The organism is Herbaspirillum sp. meg3 (assembly GCF_002257565.1).
Taxonomy (GTDB): Bacteria; Pseudomonadota; Gammaproteobacteria; order Burkholderiales; family Burkholderiaceae_D; genus Herbaspirillum.
In genome coordinates this window covers 1,847,778-1,872,309 of record NZ_CP022736.1, presented here as the reverse complement: position 1 = coordinate 1,872,309, position 24,532 = coordinate 1,847,778, and the positions used below count along the sequence as shown (strand labels likewise).

General features: G+C 55.2%; 18 protein-coding genes. 14 read left to right on the top strand and 4 right to left on the bottom strand.

All coding sequences use genetic code 11. The features are described 5' to 3' along the window. Window positions 1-119: 119 nt before the first annotated feature. Window positions 120-4,217, top strand: coding sequence for a hypothetical protein (locus tag hmeg3_RS08500; RefSeq protein WP_157739229.1), 4,098 nt, complete (start codon window positions 120-122; stop codon window positions 4,215-4,217). Between the two features lie 59 nt (window positions 4,218-4,276). Then, the gene (locus tag hmeg3_RS08495) at window positions 4,277-5,410 is read left to right on the top strand and encodes a hypothetical protein (protein WP_157739228.1); all 1,134 of its coding nucleotides are present in this window, start codon (window positions 4,277-4,279) and stop codon (window positions 5,408-5,410) included. 239 nt (window positions 5,411-5,649) lie between these two features. Here hmeg3_RS08495 and aceB read toward each other — a convergent pair whose 3' ends face one another. Next, the gene (gene aceB / locus hmeg3_RS08490) at window positions 5,650-7,236 is read right to left on the bottom strand and encodes a malate synthase A (RefSeq protein ID WP_094563344.1); all 1,587 of its coding nucleotides are present in this window, start codon (window positions 7,234-7,236) and stop codon (window positions 5,650-5,652) included. 183 nt (window positions 7,237-7,419) lie between these two features. Here aceB and hmeg3_RS08485 point away from each other — a divergent pair, with 183 nt between their 5' ends. Continuing rightward, the gene (locus tag hmeg3_RS08485) at window positions 7,420-8,322 is read left to right on the top strand and encodes a LysR family transcriptional regulator (protein WP_094563343.1); all 903 of its coding nucleotides are present in this window, start codon (window positions 7,420-7,422) and stop codon (window positions 8,320-8,322) included. A gap of 97 nt (window positions 8,323-8,419) precedes the next feature. On the opposite strand, the gene thrC is transcribed toward hmeg3_RS08485, so the two are convergent. Next, entirely contained in the window at window positions 8,420-9,880 is a 1,461-nt protein-coding gene (thrC, locus tag hmeg3_RS08480; RefSeq protein WP_094563342.1) for a threonine synthase, read from the bottom strand. 275 nt (window positions 9,881-10,155) lie between these two features. Here thrC and hmeg3_RS08475 point away from each other — a divergent pair, with 275 nt between their 5' ends. Beyond that, entirely contained in the window at window positions 10,156-10,575 is a 420-nt protein-coding gene (locus hmeg3_RS08475) for a surface-adhesin E family protein (RefSeq protein WP_094563341.1), read from the top strand. Window positions 10,576-10,723: 148 nt separating this feature from the next. On the opposite strand, the gene hmeg3_RS08470 is transcribed toward hmeg3_RS08475, so the two are convergent. Both hmeg3_RS08470 and hmeg3_RS08465 read right to left on the bottom strand, forming a co-directional pair. Continuing rightward, window positions 10,724-12,034, bottom strand: coding sequence for a homoserine dehydrogenase (locus hmeg3_RS08470; protein WP_050476129.1), 1,311 nt, complete (start codon window positions 12,032-12,034; stop codon window positions 10,724-10,726). Between the two features lie 164 nt (window positions 12,035-12,198). Beyond that, window positions 12,199-13,428 carry a pyridoxal phosphate-dependent aminotransferase gene (locus tag hmeg3_RS08465; protein WP_094563340.1) on the bottom strand — a complete coding sequence of 410 codons (1,230 nt, stop codon included), beginning with the start codon at window positions 13,426-13,428 and terminating at the stop codon, window positions 12,199-12,201. A 200-nt stretch (window positions 13,429-13,628) separates the two neighbouring features. On the opposite strand from hmeg3_RS08465, the gene hmeg3_RS08460 reads away from it, so the two are divergent. The 10 genes from hmeg3_RS08460 (at window position 13,629) to hmeg3_RS08415 (ending at window position 24,501) form a co-directional block, all read left to right on the top strand. Further along, window positions 13,629-14,003 (top strand): Mth938-like domain-containing protein, encoded by a 375-nt coding sequence (locus hmeg3_RS08460; protein ID WP_094566215.1) that lies wholly within the window; start codon window positions 13,629-13,631, stop codon window positions 14,001-14,003. 152 nt (window positions 14,004-14,155) lie between these two features. Next, window positions 14,156-15,862 (top strand): glycosyltransferase family 39 protein, encoded by a 1,707-nt coding sequence (locus hmeg3_RS08455; protein WP_094563339.1) that lies wholly within the window; start codon window positions 14,156-14,158, stop codon window positions 15,860-15,862. A gap of 14 nt (window positions 15,863-15,876) precedes the next feature. Further along, entirely contained in the window at window positions 15,877-16,248 is a 372-nt protein-coding gene (locus tag hmeg3_RS08450; RefSeq protein ID WP_094563338.1) for an EamA family transporter, read from the top strand. 171 nt (window positions 16,249-16,419) lie between these two features. Further along, window positions 16,420-17,541 (top strand): DegT/DnrJ/EryC1/StrS aminotransferase family protein, encoded by a 1,122-nt coding sequence (locus tag hmeg3_RS08445; protein WP_094563337.1) that lies wholly within the window; start codon window positions 16,420-16,422, stop codon window positions 17,539-17,541. Between the two features lie 149 nt (window positions 17,542-17,690). After that, entirely contained in the window at window positions 17,691-18,647 is a 957-nt protein-coding gene (locus tag hmeg3_RS08440; RefSeq protein WP_094566214.1) for a glycosyltransferase, read from the top strand. Continuing rightward, a complete protein-coding gene (locus hmeg3_RS08435; RefSeq protein WP_094563336.1) occupies window positions 18,644-19,561 on the top strand; it encodes a formyltransferase in 918 nt (305 codons plus the stop codon). The genes hmeg3_RS08440 and hmeg3_RS08435 overlap by 4 nt, the downstream gene beginning before the upstream one ends. A gap of 14 nt (window positions 19,562-19,575) precedes the next feature. Next, on the top strand, window positions 19,576-20,631 hold the full coding sequence (locus hmeg3_RS08430) for a bifunctional UDP-4-keto-pentose/UDP-xylose synthase (protein WP_050476058.1): 1,056 nt from the start codon (window positions 19,576-19,578) through the stop codon (window positions 20,629-20,631). 277 nt (window positions 20,632-20,908) lie between these two features. Further along, the gene (locus hmeg3_RS08425) at window positions 20,909-21,853 is read left to right on the top strand and encodes a polysaccharide deacetylase family protein (RefSeq protein WP_094563335.1); all 945 of its coding nucleotides are present in this window, start codon (window positions 20,909-20,911) and stop codon (window positions 21,851-21,853) included. A 108-nt stretch (window positions 21,854-21,961) separates the two neighbouring features. After that, window positions 21,962-22,384 carry a peroxiredoxin gene (locus tag hmeg3_RS08420; RefSeq protein WP_232511991.1) on the top strand — a complete coding sequence of 141 codons (423 nt, stop codon included), beginning with the start codon at window positions 21,962-21,964 and terminating at the stop codon, window positions 22,382-22,384. 437 nt (window positions 22,385-22,821) lie between these two features. After that, window positions 22,822-24,501: a PhoH family protein gene (locus hmeg3_RS08415; protein ID WP_094563334.1), complete on the top strand. Its 1,680-nt coding sequence runs from the start codon at window positions 22,822-22,824 to the stop codon at window positions 24,499-24,501. Window positions 24,502-24,532: the final 31 nt, after the last annotated feature.

The following is a 24,532-nucleotide window of genomic DNA, read 5'->3' as shown; positions in this document are numbered from 1 at the left end:
TGATTTTTTGCCGTATTGCAAGTATCGTTTATCCCACCAAACACGAACACCTTTCGAACATCAATATTCCGTTTTCGAAAGAAATTCCTTTTGAACGATCTTGAGTGAACGAAAAAATCATGCCAAAAACATTTGCGGTGCGCGAAGAAAACGGAATGCGCGAACGGGGTCAGGTGCAACAGACGGGGCATTTGCATCTCGCCGTTTCCGACGTTGATGAGGACGACTACGACGACGATGACCGACATGCACAAACGGCATTTGAGCTTCGCCTGAGCAGGGATCAAATAAATCAGAGCGAATATCTGGCGCGACACTCCGACGTCAACCGACCTATCGATGGCATTGCACCTGGAACATCATCACATAACGCATCTGTTAAGCAAGATTTTCCCTTCATGTTCAACGATGCAATTTTTGGCGACAAAATTGCTTCCCCTCCGGTTGATACTGCTAGATACGGTCGCTCTCGTCGCGGAAAAAAGAAAGCTCGCCGAGATCAGATGATGTCGCTCCTGAATGAGCTGAACTCCCTGTCAGAGGCTAAAACGAAAGATCAAATCGCATCCAATAAAAATGGACCGAAATCCGTCTGGCAATGGCTAAAAAACGCACGCATGCTGGGAACTGGGCGTCCGCACGACTTTAATACTGCCAGCCATGATCGCATGACAGTCATACAGGAGGAGCTAGACAGGCAATTCCCAAATTATGAAACCTACCTGTACGAAAAAAGCATTCGAGAGATCGGCCAAAACATCCGTCTGTTGAAAAAAAGAAGCCAGCAATTGACTAGCGATCCAAGGAGCGGCTCCCATTCGGGTATTGACTTGGAGCAGACAAAAGATCTCATCGCCCAGCTTCGCAAGGCTCAAACTATTACCAAGCGCATGCATGTAGAACATCTGCATCGTGTTGCTAGTACAAAAGGCCAAGCTTCCTATGATTTTTCTTCATACCGAAATATTTTTGCTTACGTAATCTATGCGACCGACACGGTAAGGTCGATGATGGGCCCACCCTCCTTCAATGCAGGCCAGCCTGCTCCATCAAGTCATAACGACTGGTGGTTTGCCGATGGCGCGGCAATTCCAAGCCGTCAATACGGTAAAACAATTTTAGGCGCCGCCATGGATGCCGCATTGGCTCCCCTTGATTCGATGAGAGATGATATTGCGCCTGGACATGCCTCGGAAACTTCGCTTCCGGTTCCCTTAAGCACTGAGGAAATTCAGCAACATGCCGAACTGATTATCGACTTCCTGCCTGAGGACTTCTTCGCTGGCGAGCTTGAAAGCCCGGCCAATACGACCAGCAGCAGAGACATGCTCAAAGAGACGGTTTGCGAACAACTCGCTGAAGAATGGACTCACCCCGCAACTGCTGATGAAAACTCGCCTGCAACAAGTATGGCTACCACCTCTTATCGCGCAGTACCCATAGACGATTTGTCCCTCGTGGCAGGAGCAACGGCTTCTACCATGGCCGCCTCAAACTCGATGAGGCCCTGGATAATAGGTTTGATCGCTACCTGTGCAATCTCCGTCGGCGTGGCTGCGGTAAGAAGATTATGGCCCTTTAACGCAAACGCCGAGCAATCAACCACGATGCCGCCCTCGGCCCCGTTCACTAACGTCACAGAAGGCCCTGCCGGCAATGTATCCGATATGTTCATCGACGGCGTCACCAACGACGAATCGACCGACTCGTCAGAACACCCTGGATCCGGCAATCAAACGACAGCATCGGAACACGTCAGCCGGGCAATCTACTCTGCGCCAAATAACACAATGCTGCAGTCAGACCAATTGTCTACGGTCGAAAACTTCCGTACCAACCTGCGTGAGCGCCTTAGCGCGATCACTCCCATCCTTACGTTCGCCCAAGAGCAGTTGCGTCTGTTAACCCAAGATGCAAATCTGGGGCTGAGCACGAATCAGGTCCTCAACGCCCAAAACACTCAACCATCTGTGCCAGCCGGACCAACACTGAAAACATTCCTCGCACAGTTTGGCGTCGAAATACCTGATCTTGATGAAAAGCTGGCCTTGACCAACACGGCTCCATACAACCGGTCGCTCGCACTTATCGACGAATTCATCAAGGAAGCCCAACTGTTTGAGCAACGCATTCCTCAAGCTACGACAGCACAGCTCGCCGCGTTGCAAGAGAAAATGAGCTGGCTGGAAACCCTCCCACGGCTTCCTCCCGTACGCAATCGAGACATGTGGAAAGCGCTCACGAATGGCCGGAATATTCTTGCATTGTGGGACTTACGGCAAACTGATAAATATGCCGACTTCATCAGCGGCTACGACTTGCAGATGACTGCAGGGCAGAAAAATATAGAAACATCCCTTTTGCGCAAGGACTTCCTGAGACATGCTGCAGCCGACTTCAGGCGAGTGTTCGGTGTATGGCCGGGAGATCCTAACCATGCTGCAGCCGCGGAGTTTCGTATTTGGGCTCAAGGCGTCAAGACGCTGTATGACAGCCTGTCACAAGGAGACTTGCAAAGCAAACTTAGAGACTATAAACGTCTGCTTGACATAGACATACCCGATACGACACGGAGGAATCAGCTACAAGAGATAATGGCTACCGCATCAATGCGCGGCCTGTATCGTGATTTGACGACAAAACTAAAAGAATTGCCGAAGACTCTCTTGCAAAACAGCGCGCTGGAAAATCTGAAAATGCGCTCTGAGGCAAGAATGTCCGCGATGCAGGCTGGTCGCGCCATCAACTCCGTACCTGCCGTTACCGGCGTTGGCAACCGTATTGTCGGAGCCATCTATGCCAATACCACAGCACAACGTGTAACTGCCGGCCTTGGCACATTCGAAGAGCTGTTCGCAGCAATCAAAGTGCCATGGGAAATCGCACTGACCGCCTACGATACCGCCAAGACAACCAGTACATCGTTCGGGACTGAACTCAAGAAGAAGACCTGGGATCCGTTTAAGGCCCAATGGCAACAGGAGTCGGCTCAACTGCAACGCGCAATACACCTTGAGCAGATTTCGGCCGACGGAGAGAATATCGAGCTACGAACCATGTCAGGCAGCAAGCGTGGATTTGAAATTCCACTCAAAAAACTCCACGACAATTCAATAGAAATAAGCAAATACGTGTCAACAATGGCGCATAGAGACCCGTTGGCTTTGCGCCAGGGAAATGCACTAGCGAAACAGATCCGTAATCAAGTGCCGTTTTTTGCGCAGGACATTATCGGTCTAATAATCAACTCCTATACCTACGCTACCAAAGCGAAGATATCCAGCGAAGCAGAACGAGCCGAATTGAGCTTAAGAATAACGGCAAGCCTGAGTTATCTATCAGGAACCTCTGTCGGTACTTTTCTCAAAGGCCACGGCCAGATATTGACCCAACGAGGTCTCAATGCCTTAGGCGTCGCAACAAGTGTGGGCGCCGGTATTGCCAATATCGTCAAGATAAGCGAACGCACTGACGATAACAGGGCGCGCGATATAGGACTTGCGACGGCGCAATTGATTACCGATACGACCGCAATGATAGGAGCAATCGCTCTGCCCGTCATCGGGACACTTTTGACTTTGGCCATTCCAAATTTCAACTCCATCGGGTTTGCCATGGACTATCATCAAGCAGCCCTCTCACTGGATGCACAAGGTAAGCCATTGGAAGCGAGCATGGCCAGGGCGATGCGGGATATGGCCATAGCAGATACGATACCGGTGGTAAATTGGTTCGGATTCGTCTACCAACCGCTCACCATGCAAGCCCATACTGTGCAAGATAGCGCTATCGACCAAACAGTTGCGAACAGCATCATTTCTCAATTGCAGGCCATGCAACCAACTATCGCGCCACTCCTGCCAGAGACCATCAGTGGCTCGAAGGTATACCCGATGTTGGTCACCCCCGTCACTCTTACCGTCTCTTATCACCGCAACAGACCAGGGCCGGCTACGCCAGACATGCCCGAACTAAGAATCAACGAAACACAAAGAATCACACTCTGGGCGGCCTTTGGCAAAGGAGAGAGAGTAATCCACGTTTTTCCGGAAGAGATTCGACACTCCGTCTGGCAAAATGGCAGACGGTCACTCAATGGGGTCGCCTACACAGCGATGCAAAACAGTTCAATATTGCGGAGTCATGCCTATGCGGACAGATCCGTTCTCGCCCATGGTCAAGTCAATGACAAGATCCCGGAATTACCCTGTATCTGACAAATAGAAATGCCGCGCGGCCGACCGTCTATGTGGTTCAGGACGAAGGACGGGGACATTTGAGAATACATTCCAATGACGAAAGAAGCACTTTTGTCCTGTCCAAGCTGCCTCAGTATCTCAACGGCTATGGCGGCCGTAATACCGTCGAATTTGCACCGAACAGCACCGTATCGGCCGTTGACCTGACACGTTTCATCAACGTTGCAACGGTGTACGGCCCCCCTTCCTCACACAAGGTGACCGGCAACGTGCAAAACATGACCTACGTGCAGTCCAAGGACAACCCTGCAATTTCGCAAGAACGGATTCGACTGCAGGGCGACAATAACACCGTCATCGCCATGGGAGGGAGCGACATCGACCTGGGGGCGGGAGACAGCCGGATCATAGCGCAAGGCATCCCCAAAAATGCCAAAGGCGGCGCAGGCAATGACCTATTGTCATTTCAGTTCTCGCCACTCCAGGGCATTCATATGGCTGGAAATACACTGTCTACTATTCCCGCAACATCTGAGAGCGGGCATATGGATGGCTTCGAGTTTGTCCAACTGTCGGAAGGTAACGATAAGGTTGAAGCACTACCAACCAACTCAGAAATACAGGTGCTGGACCTGGGTGGGGGAAACGACACTGCTTCAATCATTGGCAGAAGCAACTTCGCACTCTTGCTCGGAAAGGGACGCGATAGTGTCACAATTTCGGCGCAGAGCACCTACAACAATCTTCATATATATGGCGACGCGGGCCCCAAACGGATTGCAATGGAGTTACAAGGCCAAGACAACTCCATCGTCACACGCGGTAGCAACAACGACGTCCGACTGGTCGGCTCGGTCGCAACGGATAACAGCGCCGCGCTCGCTTTGGGAGGTGCAAACAATCAAGTCGAGCTCATTGGCGACCTTGCTGTGGACTATCACATCACACGCGATAGCGGCGCAGGTGTAATCCGTGACGACGCTAAACGAAGCAAGCCGCTGCATGTCGTCTTCCGTGGAACACTGACTGAAGATGACATCAAATCGACACTCTTCCTCCCAATTGGAACCGCAGACCCTGTCGAGGTACGTTTTTCAATCAAAAACGAGAATGGAGCAGGCTTTACAGACACCCTGACGATATATACCTGGCCTGGGGCGAATATCTTGTGTTCAACCGAGGGCGATGGAAAAACATTCCGTCCCAATTAAGAAAGAATGCCGCCCATGGAATACTGCGTCCATCTAGTCGCATACCGGATCAACACAGAAATTTGAGTCTGAAAGAGGTGGCAACTGTCACCCAATAAAAAAGTCGTTCAATAATTCATTGAACGACTTTTTTTAAAAACAAGAAAGACGCAAGTGAAAACCATCTCCACTATGAATGCGCATCAGCCGTCGCCCATTGTAAGTTGCCCGACACTCTCGAACGACGACTGAAAACGCTATCAGATCTCTTCGTACAACGGCAATGTCAGGAATTCGGCAAAGGTTTCCGAAGTCGACATTTCTTCAAAGATCTTCGCAGCGCGGTCATAAGTCGGACCGTTGCCGGCGACTTCCTTGACCTTGGCAAGCTCTTCCGGAATCATCGCGCGCACCATGTCGGCGGTGACTTTACGGCCATCTTCCAGATTACCCTTGCTGCTGCGAATCCATTGCCAGACTTGCGCGCGGCTGATTTCGGCAGTCGCGGCATCTTCCATCAGGTTGTGGATAGGCACGCAACCGTTGCCTGCCAGCCAGGCGCCCAGGTAGTGAATACCGACGTTGATGTTGTAACGCAAGCCGGCTTCGGTGATTGGCGTTTCTGGTTGGAAGTCGAGCAGATTTTCTGCCTTGACGTCGACGTCAGGACGTTGCTTCTCGAACTGGTTAGGCTTGTCGCCCAGCACAGCAACGAATTCCTTCATGGATGCTTCGACCAGACCCGGGTGAGCAACCCAGCCGCCGTCGTAACCGTCGGTGGCATCGCGGCGCTTGTCGTTGATGATGCCTTGCATGGCGATGGCGTTCTTTTCCGGATCGTTCTTGATCGGAATCAGTGCACTCATGCCGCCGATGGCAGGTGCACCGCGCTTGTGGCAGGTCTTCAGCAGCAGCAGCGCGTACGAGCGCATGAACGGCGCAGTCATGGTGACCTTGGCGCGATCGGCCAGGCAGAAGTTTTTGTCGTTCTTGAACTTCTTGATGCAGGAGAAGATGTAGTCCCAACGACCGGCGTTGAGGCCCGAGCTGTGCTCGCGCAGTTCATACAGGATTTCGTCCATTTCGAAAGCGGCGGTGATCGTTTCGATCAGCACGGTCGCCTTGATAGTGCCTTGCGGCAGGCCGATTTCGTTTTGCGCCATCACGAAGATGTCATTCCACAGACGCGCTTCCAGATGCGACTCCATCTTCGGCAGGTAGAAGTACGGGCCGGCGCCGCGTGCCAGTTGTTCTTTGGCGTTATGGAACAGGAACAGCGCGAAGTCGAAGATACCGCCGGAGATGCGCTTGCCGTCGATGGTGACGTGCTTCTCGTCCAGATGCCAGCCGCGTGGACGCACCACCAGCGTAGCGATCTTATCGTTGAGCTTGTAGCTCTTGCCGTTCGATTCCAGCGAAATGGTGCGGCGGATCGCGTCGAACAGATTGATCTGGCCGGTGACCTGATTGTCCCAGACCGGCGAGTTCGAATCTTCGAAGTCGGTCATGTAGCTGTCAGCGCCGGAGTTGAAGGCGTTGATGACCATCTTGCGCTCGACCGGGCCGGTGATTTCGACACGACGGCATTTCAGCGCTTCAGGGATCGGAGCGATCTTCCAGTCGCCGCTGCGGATGTTCTCAGTTTCAGGCAGGAAGTCAGGACGCTCGCCCGCGTCCAGACGCTTCACGCGCTCGACGCGGGCGGCCAGCAATTCCTGGCGGCGCGACTCGAAAGCGCGGCTTAATTTTGCTACCAGCGCCAGCGCGTCGGGCGTCAGGATCTGTTCATAACCAGGCTTGATTTCACCAGAAATCTGCATCCCGGCCGGCAGTGTCAATTGCGTCATGCTGTGCTCCTAATAGTAAAGAATTCAGGTAAGAAAATTCATTGTCAGATTGTATTTTTGTGCACTTAGTATATTTAAACTAAATGACTAGGAGTGAAACGTTTTATCACTTTATCTTTGCGTTTTAGTCACAAGTGACCCGATAATGGCCACCTCAGCCCAAGAGCGTTCGAGAGTACCCCTATGGATCAGTTCAAGCAAATCTCCACCTTCGTCGATGTCGCCGCCAAAGGCAGCCTGTCTGCCGCCGCCCGCGCCGAAGGCATCGCCCCTGCCATGATCGGCCGCCGCCTCGACGCGCTGGAAGAGCGACTAGGCGTCAAATTGCTTCAGCGCACCACGCGCAAGATCGTGCTGACCAATGAAGGCACCGCCTTCCTGGAAGACTGCCAGCGCATCCTGACCGATCTGGAAGACGCGGAGTCCTCGGTCTCGGAACGCAGCGCCAAGGCCAGCGGAAGCTTGCTGATCTCCGCACCGGCCGGCTTTGGCCGCCAGCACGTGGCGCCGCTGGTGCCCTCTTTTCTTGCAGAACACCGCGACGTCACGCTCACGCTCAACCTGAATGACCGCATCGTCGACCTGATCGGCGAAGGTATTGACGTCGCCATCCGCATCGCCGATCTGACCGACTCCAATCTGATCAGCGTCAAACTGGCTGACAATGATCGTGTCATCGTTGCTGCACCCGCGTATCTGCGCCGTCACGGCACGCCGCAAACGCCGGACGATCTGAACCGCCACAATTGCCTGGCGATCAGCAGCGAAGGCAGCCAGCGTGGCTGGACACTCAAGCAACACGGTAAAGTCAGCGTGTATAAAGTCGGCGGCAACATGGTCTGCAACGATGGCGAAGTGCTGCACAACTGGGCGCTCAACGGCAAAGGCCTGGCCTGGCGCTCCATGTGGGAAGTCGGCGCAGCAATTGAATCAGGCGAATTGGTGACTGTTCTGGACAAGTTCATCGCGCCGGCCCCGGCGATTTACGCCGTCTTTGCTCAGCGCAGACATCTGCCATTACGCATTCGCACTTTCGTGGATTTTCTGCGGCATGCTTATGCGCAGCCGAATTACTGGCGCAGGTAAGCAAAGAGATTTACACAGTAGCACCGTAGAAATGAAAACGCCGCCGAATCCCGATTTCCATCAAGACACAGCGGCGTACGGTACGGCAGGCGACTGATTACAGGCCGGTATGCCCGGCAACGAAAGTCTTCACCTTCGCCGCATCCGCCGGCATCACTTCAAAACGCTGCGGCAGCGCTTCAATGTTTTCAAAACCGGCCGGGCGTTCGGCATCGCGGCCCAGCGCTTCACGGATGGTTTCGTTGAACTTGGCCGGCAGAGCAGTTTCCAGCACGATCATGGTGACGCCTTCGGCCAGATTCTCACGTGCGACCTTGATGCCGTCGGCGGTATGCGTGTCGACGGTGATGCCATACGCCTTTTCTGCAAAACGAATGGTATCCAGACGATCGGCGTGGGTCGATTTACCCGAGGCAAAACCATAACGGATCACGCTGGCGAACTCGTTGCCATCACTGCCGGCAGCGCCGGTCAGATCGAAACCGCCTGCCGTCTCGACCTTGTGGAACAAAGCTTTGACGCGCGCACTGTCGCGGCCGAGCAAATCGTAGACGAAACGCTCGAAGTTGGACGCCTTGCTGATGTCCATGCTTGGGCTGCTGGTGTGATACGTCTCGGCCGACTTGCGCACGCGGTAGATACCGGTGCGGAAGAATTCATCGAGCACGTCGTTTTCATTGGTGGCGACCACCAGCTTGTCGATCGGCAGGCCCATCATGCGGGCGATATGCCCGGCACAGATGTTGCCGAAATTGCCCGACGGGACGGTGAAGGACACCTTCTGTTCGTTGCTTGTCGTGGCGGAAAGATAACCACGGAAGTAGTACACCACCTGCGCAACCACCCGCGCCCAGTTGATCGAATTGACCGTGCCGATCTTTTGTGTGGCCTTGTAGTCCAGGTCGTTGGAGATCGCCTTGACGATGTCCTGGCAATCGTCGAACACGCCTTCCACGGCCAGGTTGAAAATGTTCGGATCCTGCAGGCTGAACATCTGCGCAGTCTGGAAAGCACTCATCTTCTTGTGCGGCGACAGCATGAAGACGCGAATGCCTTTCTTGCCGCGCATGGCGTATTCGGCTGCACTGCCGGTGTCACCCGACGTGGCGCCGACGATATTGAGCTCGGCGTTCTTCTTCGCCAGCGCATATTCGAACAGGTTGCCCAGCAACTGCATGGCCATGTCCTTGAACGCCAGCGTCGGGCCGTTCGACAAACCTTGCAGCACCAGCTTCTTGCCGTCCTTGTCTTCCAGCGTGCGCAAGGGAGTGATCTGCGACGCATCCTCACCGGTGCGCGTGTTGCGATAGACGTCAGCCGTATAGGTCCTGTGCGTCAAGGCTTTGAGATCGGCATCGGGAATGTCGGTGGCAAACTTTTTCAGGACTTCGTACGCCAGATCGGCATACGACAGCTTGCGCCATTGATCCAGCTCGGCGCCGGTCACTTGCGGATAGTCGGCGGGCAGATACAGACCGCCGTCCGGTGCGAGGCCGCCCAGCAGGATTTCGGAAAAAGAAGGTGTAGCAGAGTGACCGCGAGTGGAAACGTATTGCATAGCGTATAGGAGATAAGTCTTGCAGCGGGTTGCACGAAGACCGTCATTATAGCTGGCTCGTCGCTGGGGGCCAGGATTTTCGGGCATGTGCAGACTGACGCAGCACCGATTTGACGAAGTGAAATAAAACGTTACCGGGGTTGTAAGCAACCGCCCGGCACGCTATGCTGACTGCCCTGAAGCGTATGCAGATGTGGCTTTCCCTGCATATTCACTCACGGACGCCGGCGGCAATGCCATGCACGCGCTCCAATCTGAACAGAAATGGATACATGATGAAAAAATGGATTTTGATGTTGTGCCTGATCAGCGCCGGTGCAGCGCACGCGGAAAACTGGCAAAGCCTTGGTGGCTCCGATCAGGCGGAGCTTTCAATTGATGTGGATTCCATCAAGGAAACCAAGGGCATTCGCGAAGCATGGGCGATATGGAACTTCAAGGAAGCTCGCCCCAACAATGAAAGCGGCTTTCCGACCTTGAAGTCCTACAAGGACATGCATCAATACAACTGCAAAGATCAGACACTGAAACTGACTAAAGAAATCATCTACGCCGAAAACGACGGCAAAGGCGACAGCCGCGATCATTCCGATGCGCTGAAAAATATGCAGTTCGTCAAACCCAAGCCTCTGTCTGTTGCGGAAGCCATGGTGCAAGCCGTCTGCGACTACAAGATTCCTGAGGCGAAAAAATAATTTTCGACATGTCGCAACGCGTTACGGAAAAGGGCACTTCGGTGCCCTTTTCCGTTGGTGCAATGCTTTCTTCAACACACATGTGACCCGCAAATAAAAAAGGAGTCCGAAGACTCCTTTTTTACCTGCATGCCGACTGTTCAGATTCTTAACCCAACTCTTCCAGACGAATCTTCATCACTGTGCCAACGACCGTCGACAAGGCTTCGATCTTGGCGATGGCGGCCTCGATGTTGCGCTCTTGTGTCTGGTGCGTGAGCATGATGATGTCGGTTTGCGTTTCGCCTTCCGACGGTTCCTTTTGCAGCATGGCGTCGATGGAAATCGACGAGTCCGCCAGGATCCGTGTGACGTCCGCCAGAACGCCAGGCTTGTCGGCCACGTGCATGCGCAGATAGTAGCTGGTAGTGACGTCCTGGATCGGCAACACGGGAGTGCTTGCCATGGCGTGTGGTTGAAACGCCAGGTAAGGCACCCGATGTTCCGGATCGGCTGTCGCCAGACGGGTGATGTCGACCAGATCGGCGATCACGGCCGAAGCGGTCGGCTCGGAGCCTGCGCCCTTGCCGTAGTAAAGCGTCTCACCGACGGCATCGCCGCGCACCATCACAGCGTTCATCGCACCTTCCACATTGGCGATCAGGCGGCCCGATGGAATCAGCGTCGGATGCACGCGCAACTCGATACCGTTAGCGGTCTGACGTGTGATACCCAGCAGCTTGATACGATAGCCGAGTTGCTCGGCATAGCGAATATCAGTTGCCTGCAGCTTGGTGATGCCTTCCACGTGCGCCTTGTCGAACTGCACAGGAATACCAAAAGCGATCGAGGCCATGATGGTCAGCTTGTGCGCAGCGTCCACGCCTTCGATGTCGAAGGTCGGATCGGCTTCTGCATAACCCAGACGTTGCGCTTCTTTCAGCACAACGTCGAAGTCCAGGCCCTTGTCGCGCATCTCGGACAGGATGAAGTTGGTGGTGCCGTTGATGATGCCGGCGATCCATTGGATGCGGTTGGCGGTCAGGCCTTCGCGCAATGCCTTGATGATCGGGATACCGCCGGCCACTGCCGCTTCAAACGCGACCATGACGCCTTTTTCCTGAGCTGCCTTGAAGATCTCATTGCCGTGTGTGGCAATCAGCGCCTTGTTGGCCGTCACCACGTGCTTGCCGTTGGCGATCGCCTTCAGAACCAGATCCTTGGCGAGGCCGTAGCCGCCGATCAGTTCGATGACGATATCGATGTCCGGATCGTTGACGACCAGATTGGCGTCGTTAACCACCTTGACTTGTCCATTGGTCAGCTCGGTGGCGCGCTCTGTGTTCAGATCGGCCACCATGGTAATTTCAATGCCGCGTCCTGCGCGCCGCGCAATTTCTTCCTGATTGCGCTTCAATACATTGAAAGTACCGGAACCCACGGTGCCGATGCCGAGCAAACCTACTTTGATGGATTTCATAATGTCTTCGTGGTTAATAAACATGCTAAAAATGCCGTCATGACGATTCCATGACGGGTACTGCGGTAAAACTTTAACTGACGGCCTTCCCCGCCACGCCGCTGGGAAACCGGCTTGAATACGTCACGTTACTGCGTTGATAAGTTACGCTGCCGGAGCCGGATTCAGGCCGTGCCGTGACGGCGGCGATACCCTTCGAGGAAGTGCGCAATGCGCCCCATCGATTCGGTCAGATCGTCTGTATTGGGCAGGAACACCACGCGGAAGTGATCAGGGGTCGGGCAATTGAAACCGGTGCCCTGCACGATCAGTACTTTCTCTTCTGCCAGCAATTCGTAAGCAAACTCCTGATCGTCCTTGATCGGGTAAACCGCCGGATCAAGACGCGGGAACATGTACAGCGCCGACTTCGGCTTGACGCAGGTCACACCGGGGATATCCGTCAACAGCTTGTGCGCGAGATCGCGCTGCTTGGTCAGGCGACCTGCCGGGCCAACCAGGTCATTGATGCTTTGATAGCCGCCCAATGCGGTCTGGATTGCGTATTGTCCCGGCGCATTGGCGCACAGGCGCATGGAGGCCAGCATGTTGAGGCCTTCGATGTAGTCCTTGGCGTGCTTCTTTTCACCCGATACGACCATCCAGCCGGCGCGATAGCCGCAGGAGCGGTAGTTCTTGGACAAGCCGTTGAACGTGATGAACAGCACATCGTCCGCCAGCGATGCCAGCGAGGTATGCGTGTGACCGTCGTACAAAACCTTGTCGTAGATTTCGTCGGCCAGGATGATCAGTTGATGCTGGCGTGCGACTTCGACGATTTCCTTGAGCACGTCGGTGCTGTAGAGCGCGCCGGTCGGATTGTTCGGATTGATGACGACGATGGCCTTGGTGTTGGGCGTGATCTTTTTCTTGATGTCGTCAATGTCCGGTTGCCAGCCTGCCTGCTCGTCGCAGACATAATGCACGGGCGTACCGCCCGACAAGCTGACTGCGGCAGTCCACAGCGGATAGTCAGGCGACGGCACCAGCACTTCATCGCCGGTATTGAGCAAGGCGTTGACGCTCATGACGATCAGCTCGGACGCACCGTTGCCGAGATAGATGTCATCGATGGTGACGCCCTGGATATTCTTTTGCTGGGAGTAATGCATGACCGACTTGCGCGGCGCAAACAACCCCTTGGAATCGGTATAACCGGAGGCATTACCCATGTTGCGGATCATGTCCTGCACGATTTCGTCCGGCGCATCGAAACCGAAGGCGGCCAGATTGCCGATGTTCAGTTTGATGATCTTGTGGCCTTCTTCTTCCATCTGGCGCGCTTTTTCCAGCACAGGTCCACGGATGTCGTAACAGACATCAGCCAGTTTTTTCGATTTTTGAATCGGTCGCACAGTACAAATCCTTTGAATGAGCCAATCAGGCCAGCCCGGCCGAGCCGCCGGAACCGGCCATTTTGCCGAAAGCCCTCTATTTTATCAATGAATAAAACGGAGTCCGGAACAGGAAAACGCTACAATGCAGCACTTTAAGACCTTATTGCCGAAATTTGCCTGACCGCTCTGCCGCGAACGGCGATTCGACACTGCGCGCCATGAAGCTCCATTCCACAGAAACCCAGCAATACCAGACCGTCACCTCCTATGACGACAACGGCGTCGAAATCAATGCCGCCCGTTTCGACCATAGTTTGCTTGTCTTGCCGGAAACACCACCGGTCGCATGGCCAGTGCCGGCGTTCGACCAATTGACCGCGGCGCATTTCGAGCAGATCGATGCGACCCAGCCGGACGTCGTCATTCTCGGCACCGGAAAGCGCCAACGTTTCGTGCACCCCAAGCTGACGACCGCCCTGACTTCGCGCCGTATCGGCGTGGAATGCATGGACAATCAGGCCGCTTGCCGGACCTACAACATCCTGATGGCGGAAGGCCGAAAAGTAGCGCTGGCGCTCATTATTGAACACTGAACCCAACATAATAGCCCGCCCGTGCGCCAAAAAACTGGCCGCTGGACAATGCCTATCCCGGCTGAACTCAAACCGGCTTCGCTGATCCGACTCATCGCTTTTACCGTTTCATCACCTGCTTTTTGCACCGCTTTTACTAAGGACCTCGCCTGATGCGCGAACTGTATAAATCGAAGGCGTTCGTATGGACGCTGCTCATCCTCTTCCTGCTGGTCTGGTTCTACATGCTGGGCGCTCGCACTCTGGTGCCGACCGACGAAGGCCGCTACGCCGAAATGGCGCGCGAAATGGTAGCAACCCAGGATTGGATCACGACACGCCTGAACGGCATCAAGTACTTCGAAAAGCCGCCGCTGCAAACCTGGATGAATGCGATCACCTTCGAGCTGTTCGGCCTCGGTGAATGGCAGGCGCGCCTGTGGACGGGCCTGTGCGGCCTGTTCGGCATCGGCATGGTTGCTTACACCGGTCGCCGTGTGTTCAACGACCGCGTTGGCTTCTATGCCCCACTGGTGCTGGCATCGAGCTTCTTCTGGGCCGGCATGGGTCACATCAACACGCTGGACATGGGGCTGGCGGCAATGATGACGCTGAGCGTCTGCGCCCTGTTGCTGGCGCAGCGCAATGACGCCAACCGCGACGAACAACGCAACTGGATGTTGCTGTGCTGGGTCGGTATGGCATTGGCTGTGTTGTCCAAGGGATTGATCGGTATCGTCTTGCCCGGCGCCGTGCTGGTGCTGTACACGCTGTTTTCGCGCGACTGGGCCATCTGGAAACGGCTGCATCTGGTCAAGGGCCTGATCCTGTTTTTCGCCATCTGTACGCCGTGGTTTGTACTGGTGTCGATGAAGAATCCTGAGTTTCCGCAATTCTTCTTCATTCACGAACATTTTCAGCGCTTCACAACCAAGATTCATAGCCGCACCGGGCCTTGGTACTACTTCATTCCTATTCTTCTGCTGGGCATCATCCCGTGGCTCGGCGTCTTTGTGCAAAGCCTGCTGACGGGTACACGCGAGGAACACAGCGGCAGCAGCTTCAGCAGCTTGTCGAGCGGCAAATTCCAGCCGCGCAAGATGCTGCTGATCTGGTCGGTCTTCATCTTTGTGTTCTTCAGCATTTCAAGCTCGAAGCTGCCGTCGTACATCTTGCCGATCTTCCCGACGCTGGCGTTGCTGATTGCCTGCTATCTGGAACGTGCCACGTTCAAAGCCATCGTGCTGTCGGCATCGATTGTGGCGGTTCCCTGCGCGATTGCCATGGCCTTCATTCCGCGTGTCCCGGCGCTGGCCAAGGATGCCTACTCGCTGCCGCTGGTGACGGCACACGTGCCGTGGATCTACGCCGCAACGATCGTCGCCTTTATCGGTGCGGTGCTGGCGATCCGTTTTGCGCGCAGCCAAAAAGATCTGGCCATGGTTTGCCTGGCAGCCGGCGCCTTCATCAGCGGCCAATTGCTGATGCTGGGCCATGAGCCGCAAGGCCGCTATTCGGCAGGTATCGACTACGTGCCGGCACTGCAGGCAGAGCTGACACCGGAAACGCCGATGTATCTGGTCGGTCGTTACGAGCAGGCACTGCCCTTTTATCTGCAACGTACGATGACACTGGTGCGCCATGCCGACGAGATGGAATTCGGCCTGAAGCAAGAGCCGCAGTTGTGGCTGCCGACTGTTGATGCGTTCGTCGCACAATGGGTCGCTGACCATACCGCCGGCAAGAAAGACATCGCGATCATGGATCCGTCCATTTATGCCGACCTGAAGCAGCGCGGTGTTCCGATGCGTCTGATCGGGCAAGATCCGCGTCGCGTGATCGTCGCCAATAATCCTGACGGCGCGAGCCAGAATAAATAACAAGAAAGCAATTCATGAATCTCGCTACTTTCGGCTTCATTTTTGTCGGCATCTGCCTCAACGCCGTCGCCCAGCTATTGCTGAAAGCCGGCACCAACGCCGTCGGCGCCATTCACCTGACGGCAGAAAACTGGTTCTCGACAGGCATCAAGCTGGCGACGCAATTGCCGATCATCGGCGGCCTGACCTGCTACGTTATCTCAGTCGGCGTGTGGATCATCGGCTTGTCGCGCGTCGATGTGACCGTCGCCTATCCTTTGCTGTCACTGGGCTATATCATCAACGCCATCGGCGCCTGGTATTTCCTTGGCGAGGCCGTGTCGGCACAGCGCTTGCTGGCGATCGGTGTCATCATCGTCGGCGTCGTCCTGCTGACCCGAAGCTAATTTGCTGACCAGCATGAATTGGCTGATTTACAATACGCGTCGAATATATGTCGATACGCACCAGTATGTAGACGCCTGATAGCACTTTAAGCCGCGACATCGGCAGCATTTAATTTTCAGACCCGGATACGAATCTTTACCGACTTTTATCCGATTCATTGCGAGCATTCCATGACCCAGTCGTTTTTACCATTTTCCAAACCGACCATTGATGAAGCTACGATCGCCGCTGTCGGCGACGTACTGCGCTCCGGATGGATCACCAGCGGCCCCAAGGTGCAGGCTTTCGAAAAGGCCTTGTCCGATTATCTGGACGGCCGCATCGTGCGCACCTTCAATTCCGGCACCTGCACCATGGAAATCGCCTTGCGCATCGCCGGTATCGGCGCCGGCGACGAGGTCATCACGACACCAATCTCGTGGGTAGCAACTGCCAACGTAATTATCGAAACCGGCGCCACACCAGTGTTCGCAGATATCGATCCGGTCACGCGCAACATCGATCTCGACAAGCTTGAAGCTGCCATAACACCACGCACCAAGGCCATCATCCCGGTGTACCTCGCCGGCCTACCGGTCGACATGGATCGCCTGTATGCCATCGCGAAGAAGCACAATCTGCGCGTCATTGAAGATGCTGCCCAGGCGCTGGGCTCAACCTGGAAAGGCAAGCGCATCGGTGCATTTGGCGATTTCGTCTCGTTCAGCTTTCAGGCCAATAAAAACGTCACCAGCTCCGAAGGCGGTTGCCTGGTTGTCAACAATGCTGATGAAGCGCGCCTGGCCGAAAAATATCGCCTGCAAGGCGTGACCCGCAGCGGTTTTGACGGCCTTGAAGTGGATGTCTTGGGCGGTAAATTCAATATGACCGACATTGCTGCCGCCATCGGGCTGGGCCAGTTCGCGCATATCGACGCCATTACCGAGAAGCGCCGCGGCCTCGCAAAACACTACTTCGAGGTGTTCGGCCCGGATTTCGAAGCCCAGACCGGTGCGCAATTGCCGGTGGCGGATTTCGAGAACAGCAACTGGCACATGTTCCAGCTGGTACTGCCGGAGCGCATCACGCGCGCCGCCTTCATGGAAAAAATGATGGAGCGCCAGATCGGCATCGGTTACCACTACCCGCCTATCCATCTGCTCAAGCTCTATCGCGACCGCGGCTTCAAGGAAGGCATGTTCCCGATCGCCGAACGCGTTGGCCGCCTGATCGTGTCGCTGCCGATGTTTACTGCAATGAGTAAAGAAGATGTCGAGCGTGCAGTCGGCGCGGTAAAATCCGTGCTCGCATAATTTGACGGTCTGCATGGCGTCGTGAACATGTCCGGAAGGCAACATTCCGGGCAACTCGTCGCGCCAAACTGCCACTCGATCGGTGGTACGCGGCTTGCATGCATTACATTATCGCTTTCAGTACAGCAATTTTTCATTATCAGGCATTGATGAAACCAGAACTTTCCGTCGTCATCCCCGTATATAACGAGGAATCCGGCCTTGCCAAGCTGTTCGCCCGCCTCTATCCGGCGCTCGACGCGCTCGGTATCGCGTATGAAGTCATCTACGTCAACGACGGCAGCCGCGACAAGTCTGCCGCCATTCTGGCCGACCAATATCGCGCCCGCCCCGATGTGACTCGCGTTGTCCTGTTCAACGGCAATTACGGCCAGCACATGGCCATCCTGGCCGGCTTTGAAGCGACGCGCGGCGACATCGTCGTCACGCTCGATGCCGACTTGCAAAACCCCCCGGAAGAAATCGGCAACCTGGTTGCCAAGATGCGTGAAGGCTACGACTACGTCGGCTCGATTCGCCGCCAACGGCAGGATTCGGCATGGCGTACCTGGGCCTCGAAGGCCATGAATCATCTGCGTGAAAAGATCACGCGCATCAAGATGACCGACCAGGGCAACATGTTGCGCGCCTACGGCCGCAATGTGATCGACCTCGTCAACCAATGCAGCGAAGTGAATACCTTTGTGCCCGCACTGGCTTACACCTTTGCACGCAAGCCAACGGAAATCATCGTCGAACACGAAGAGCGCTCTGCCGGCGAATCGAAGTATTCCCTGTACAGCCTGATCCGCCTCAATTTCGACCTGGTCACGGGTTTTTCGCTGGTGCCGCTGCAGTTCTTCTCGCTGCTGGGTATCGGTCTGTCATTCGCATCAGCCGCGCTGTTCATCCTGATGGTGATTCGCCGCTTCATCCTCGGTGCAGAAGTACAAGGCGTGTTTACGCTGTTTGCCATCACTTTCTTCCTGATCGGCGTGATCCTGTTCGGCATCGGCCTTCTCGGCGAATACATCGGCCGTATCTACCTGCAAGTGCGCGCGCGTCCTCGCTATGTGGTGCAGGCGATTCTTGAGCAATCGTCCGGCGAGGACAAGCAAAGCTCATGAACGCCGTCGTCTTTGCCTATCACGATGTCGGCGTCCGCTGCCTGAAGGTATTGCTGGCGCGTGGTGTACGCGTTTCGCTGGTGGTCACGCATGAAGACAGCCCGACTGAAAACATCTGGTTCAGCTCGGTGGCGAGCGTCTGCCGTGAATACGGCATTCCCTACATCACGCCGGAAGATCCGAAATCACCGCAGTTGCTGACGCAAGTCCAGGCTGCACAGCCGGACTTCATCTTCAGCTTCTACTATCGCCACATGCTGCCGGTGAACCTGCTGGCGCTGGCCAAGCACGGCGCCTACAACATGCACGGTTCGCTGCTGCCGAAATACCGCGGCCGCGTACCCATCAACTGGGCGGTGTTGCACGGCGAAACCGAAACCGGCGCCACACTCCACGAAATGGCGGCCAAGCCGGATGCCGGCGCTATCGTCGCGCAGACCTCTGTACCCATCTTGCCGGACGACACTGCTTTCGAGGTCTTCGGCAAAGTAGTCGTTGCAGCGGAGCAAACCTTGTGGCGCGTACTGCCGCTGATGCTGGCCGGACGTACTCCCAAGCTGCCGAACGATCTGACCAAGGGCAGCTACTTTGGTGGTCGCAAGCCGGAAGATGGCCGTATCGACTGGAAAAAGCCTGCACAACACGTGCATAATCTGGTCAGAACCGTCGCGCCTCCTTATCCCGGCGCCTTTGAAGAAATTGCAGGTGATAAAATCACGCTGGTGAGAACGCGAATGGTCCCGGCCTCTGCCCGTCCGACACTGGAAAGGTCGCACGGCGCACAAGACAAGTTCTTTGAAGGCGGCCGTCTCTACGCACGCTGCGGTGACGGCAACTATCTGCAAATCCTGGGCATCCAGATCAACGATCAGGATGTCTCTCTTAACAATTATCTGAAATACATGGCTGTCTAAGCCGTCCACTTATTATGAAAAAAGTCCTCATCCTCGGCGTCAACGGCTTCATCGGCCACCACTTGTCCAAGCGCATTCTGGAAACCACAGACTGGCACGTCTATGGCATGGACATGATGACCGACCGTATCACCGACATTCTGGAAAACGAGGCGTACAAGTCGCGTATGCACTTCTTCGAGGGCGACATCACGATCAACAAGGAATGGGTTGAGTACCACGTCAAGAAGTGCGATGTAATCCTGCCGCTGGTCGCTATCGCGACACCGTCGACCTACGTCAACAAGCCGCTGCGCGTGTTCGAACTGGACTTTGAAGCCAACCTGCCCATCGTGCGTGCAGCCGCCAAGTACGGCAAGCATCTGGTGTTCCCATCGACTTCGGAAGTTTATGGCATGTGCCATGACGACGAATTCGATTCCGAAGAATCCGAACTGATCTGTGGCCCGATCAACAAGCCACGCTGGATCTACTCCTGCTCCAAGCAGCTCATGGATCGCGTGATCTGGGGCTATGGCATGGAAGACAACCTGAACTTCACCCTGTTCCGTCCGTTCAACTGGATCGGCGCCGGACTGGATTCGATCCACACACCCAAAGAAGGCAGCTCGCGCGTCGTGACGCAATTCTTCGGTCACATCGTCCGCGGCGAGAACATCTCGCTGGTTGACGGCGGCCAGCAAAAGCGCGCCTTCACTTACATCGACGACGGCATCGATGCGCTGATGAAGATCATCGCCAACGAAGGCGGCGTCGCCACCGGCAAGATCTACAACATCGGCAACCCGACCAACAACTATTCGATCAAGGATCTGGCCGACATGATGTTGAAGCTGGCGGCTGAATATCCTGAATACGCCGATTCCGCCAAGCAGGTGAAACTGGTGGAAACCACTTCCACCGCCTACTACGGCAAGGGCTATCAGGACGTGCAGAATCGCGTGCCGAAGATCACCAACACCTGCGAAGAACTGAACTGGAAGCCGACCTTCACCATGGCTGACACGCTGCGTAATATTTTCGACGCTTACCGCGGTCAAGTGGCCGAAGCGCGCGCACTGGTCGACTAAGCATTCAGACGGCCTGATAGAAAAGGATTCGCTCATTCGGGCGGATCCTTTTTTCATTTCGGCACCCGCTATCCATTCACCGGGGTCACGCTGGTTTTCTCGTACTGCCCTCCTCTCGCTTTCCCCGGCATCTTGAGCAAATACGAATGAATCCTCAAAATGGGTTTATTCGCTGCGCCTTTCGTGCCACAATTTAGTCATCCGGCAACTGGATCCGCCTTTCGCTCTTCTTCACGGCAGGCACCGATCATTTTCCCCATCAAGAAAGCAAGACGCCTTGCCTCAGATCACTCTCAAAATTGACGCCGACACCTATCGCGGGACACGCGAAGGCGTCCCAAATCTGGTTCAGCAACTGCTGCGTCACGGCGCCAACGCGACCTTCCTGTTTTCTCTCGGCCCCGACCACACCGGATGGGCGTTGAAACAAGTATTCCGCCCCGGCTTCTTCAGCAAGGTATCGCGCACGTCAGTGGTCGAACATTACGGCATCAAGACGCTGATGTACGGCACCCTGCTGCCGGCACCGGATATCGGCAAGACCTGCGGAAATTACATGCGTGCGGTACGCGATGCCGGCTTCGAATGCGGCATCCACACCTGGGACCACCGCGTCTGGCAAGACAATGTCCGCATCCGCGACGCAGCGTGGACGCAGGAAGTCATGCAGCGCTCGTATGCACGTTTCCATGACATCTTCGGCCACACGCCTGTTACGCATGGGGCAGCTGGCTGGCAGATGAACGATTATGCGTTCGCACAGTTGGACGAATTCGGCATCGCCTACTCGTCCGACGGCCGCGCCGTGTTGAAGGAAGACGGTTCGCTGGAAGATGCCTCGGCCGGTCCGCATCGCTTGTCCGTGCACGGCAAAGCCTCGTCCTGCGTGCAACTGCCGACCACCTTGCCAACACTGGACGAACTGCTCGGACGCACCATTAACGGCGTTGTCATGGATACGTCAAATGTCGCAGCTATGCTGTTACGACTGACCGAGCGGCAAACGCGGGACCACGTCTTTACACTGCACGCCGAACTTGAAGGACAGAAACTTGCCCCCATCTTCGAGCAATTGCTGCTTGGCTGGCGCGCACAGGGTTACGATCTGGTCTCCATGGGCGACTACTACCAGACCGTCAAAGACGATGTCTTGCCGATTCTTCCCATCGCCTGGGGCGAATTGCCGGGACGCTCCGGAGACATGATCCTGCAGGCGGCATGATTGCCATCACTCTCGACAACACAATACGAACACTTACCTCGGGGCGCTATTTTGACTGACGACACACCATCCATACTGAACAAGACCGTGCCTGACTTTTCCGCAGCGATGACCAGCGGCAAGACCTTCTCGCTGTCAGACTACAAGGGCAAGAATCTGGTGCTGTACTTTTATCCAAAAGACAACACGCCAGGCTGTACGACCGAGGGCCTGGAGTTCCGCGACAAGTACCCGGAATTCCAGAAGCACAATACGGAAATTTTTGGCATCAGCCGTGACAGTCTGAAGTCGCATGAAGGCTTCAAAGCCAAGCTGGACATGCCTTTTGAGCTGATCTCCGACCCTGATGAAACAATGTGCATCATGTTCGACGTCATGAAAATGAAGAACATGTACGGCAAAAAAGTGCGCGGCGTCGAACGTACTACGTTTGTGATTGACGGCGCGGGCACATTGGTGAAAGAATGGCGTGGAGTGAAGGTGCCATCGCATGTCGACGAGGTGCTGGATTTTGTGAAGACAATTGCTTAAGAAACGTTTCCCCACGACGGACGACGTTTCCCGGAGCGGCGGCAAAATCGATCTGAAGAGTCATTTTGCCGCGGCGAGCCGAAAGATGCGGTTATTTTAGATAAGCCTTTGAATTCAAATAGAAAACCGTTTTTTAGAAGCCGTTTTTGGATCAGGTCGCGAACCTGCCAAAACGGCTTTTTTACTTTGCAATTTAACGCTGCCAGCCCGACGCCGATGGCAGCGCCGCATCACTACATTGACGGTGTCTTGTTCAACGCCCTTAGTTCTTCCACTAATCAAGCCCTCCTTCCTCTTTTCCTGCATCCGTCGGCGATGCATGCCTGTACCAAGAAGGGTTTTATTAGCGGCAGCCGTCCTTCGTTGTTTGTTCCTCCTGCAGTACCTGTTCGCTCTGACAAAGCGGCATTTTTTCTCCATTCACTACCGAGGTTCTGATGCCCCTGCCCAAACTGCCGAGTAAACCAGCTGCTTTATTAGCACCCAAAGACTATCCCAAGGCCGAACGCGGTAAACCTGTCAAACCACATATCGCATTAGTAGAACCTGTCGCACCTGTTGCCCTTCCTGCTGTGGCCAAGGCGATTCCGCAACCGCAGGCGCCACAAGCCAAGATCACTGGCAAGAGCCCTGTCGAAAAACCACGCGCAGCGCCGAAGGCCGTTGAATCGCGTGCAAAATCGACCACCAGCCGTACCGCCGACAAGCTCGGCATGTCAAAGCTGTTCGTGCTGGACACCAACGTGCTGATGCATGATCCGACTTCGCTGTTCCGCTTTGAGGAACACGACATCTATCTGCCGATGATCACGCTGGAAGAGCTGGACAACCACAAGAAGGGCATGTCGGAAGTCGCTCGCAATGCGCGCCAGATTTCACGCTCGCTCGACGCGCTGGTCAGTGACATCGCTGAAGACGCCATCGACCTTGGTATCCCGCTGTCAAAACTGGGGAACAAGGATGCCAAGGGCCGCCTGTTCTTCCAGACCAAACTGCAAAACGCCAAGCTCCCGGAAGGCCTGCCGGAAGGCAAAGCCGACAATCAGATTCTCGGTGTGGTACGCGCCCTGGATCAACAGTATCCCGAGCGCCCTGTCGTGCTGGTGTCGAAAGACATCAACATGCGCATCAAAGCAAGTGCCATCGGCTTGCCGGCGGAAGATTACTTCAATGATCACGTGCTGGAAGATACCGATCTGCTGTACTCGGGTATCCAGCAATTGCCGGACGATTTCTGGACCAAGCATGGCAAAGGAATGGAATCGTGGCAGGAAAACAAGCACGGCACCAGCTGCACGTTCTATCGTGTGACCGGCCCTCACGTGCCGTCGATGTTGATGAACCAGTTTGTCTTCATCGAGCCGAAGAACGGCGAGCCTGCCTTCTATGGTCAGGTCACGCAAATCAACGGCAAGACTGCCGTCCTGCAAACGCTGCGCGATTACGGCCACACCAAGAATAGCGTCTGGGGGATCACGGCACGCAACCGTGAGCAGAACTTCGCGCTGAACCTGCTGATGAATCCGGAATGTGATTTCGTCACACTGCTCGGCCAGGCCGGTACCGGCAAGACCTTGCTGGCGTTGGCAGCAGGTCTGGCGCAAGTGCTGGAAACCAAGAACTACAATGAAATCATCGTCACCCGCGTCACGGTACCGGTGGGTGAAGACATTGGCTTCTTGCCTGGCACGGAAGAAGAAAAGATGGGGCCATGGATGGGCGCCTTCGACGACAATCTGGAAGTATTGAACAAGTCCGACGGCGATGCCGGCGAATGGGGGCGTGCAGCAACGCAAGACCTGATCCGCTCGCGCATCAAGATCAAGTCACTGAACTTCATGCGTGGCCGTACCTTCGTCAACAAGTTCCTGATCATCGACGAAGCGCAAAACCTGACGCCAAAACAGATGAAAACCCTGGTCACCCGTGCAGGTCCGGGTACCAAGATCGTCTGTCTCGGTAACATCGCGCAGATCGATACACCTTACCTGACTGAAGGCTCCAGCGGTCTGACCTACGTGGTTGATCGTTTCAAGGGCTGGTCGCATAGCGGCCATGTCACCTTGGCACGCGGCGAACGCTCACGTCTGGCAGATCACGCCAGCGACGTCTTGTAATTATTCGTCTTGCAAGATACGTAGAAACATC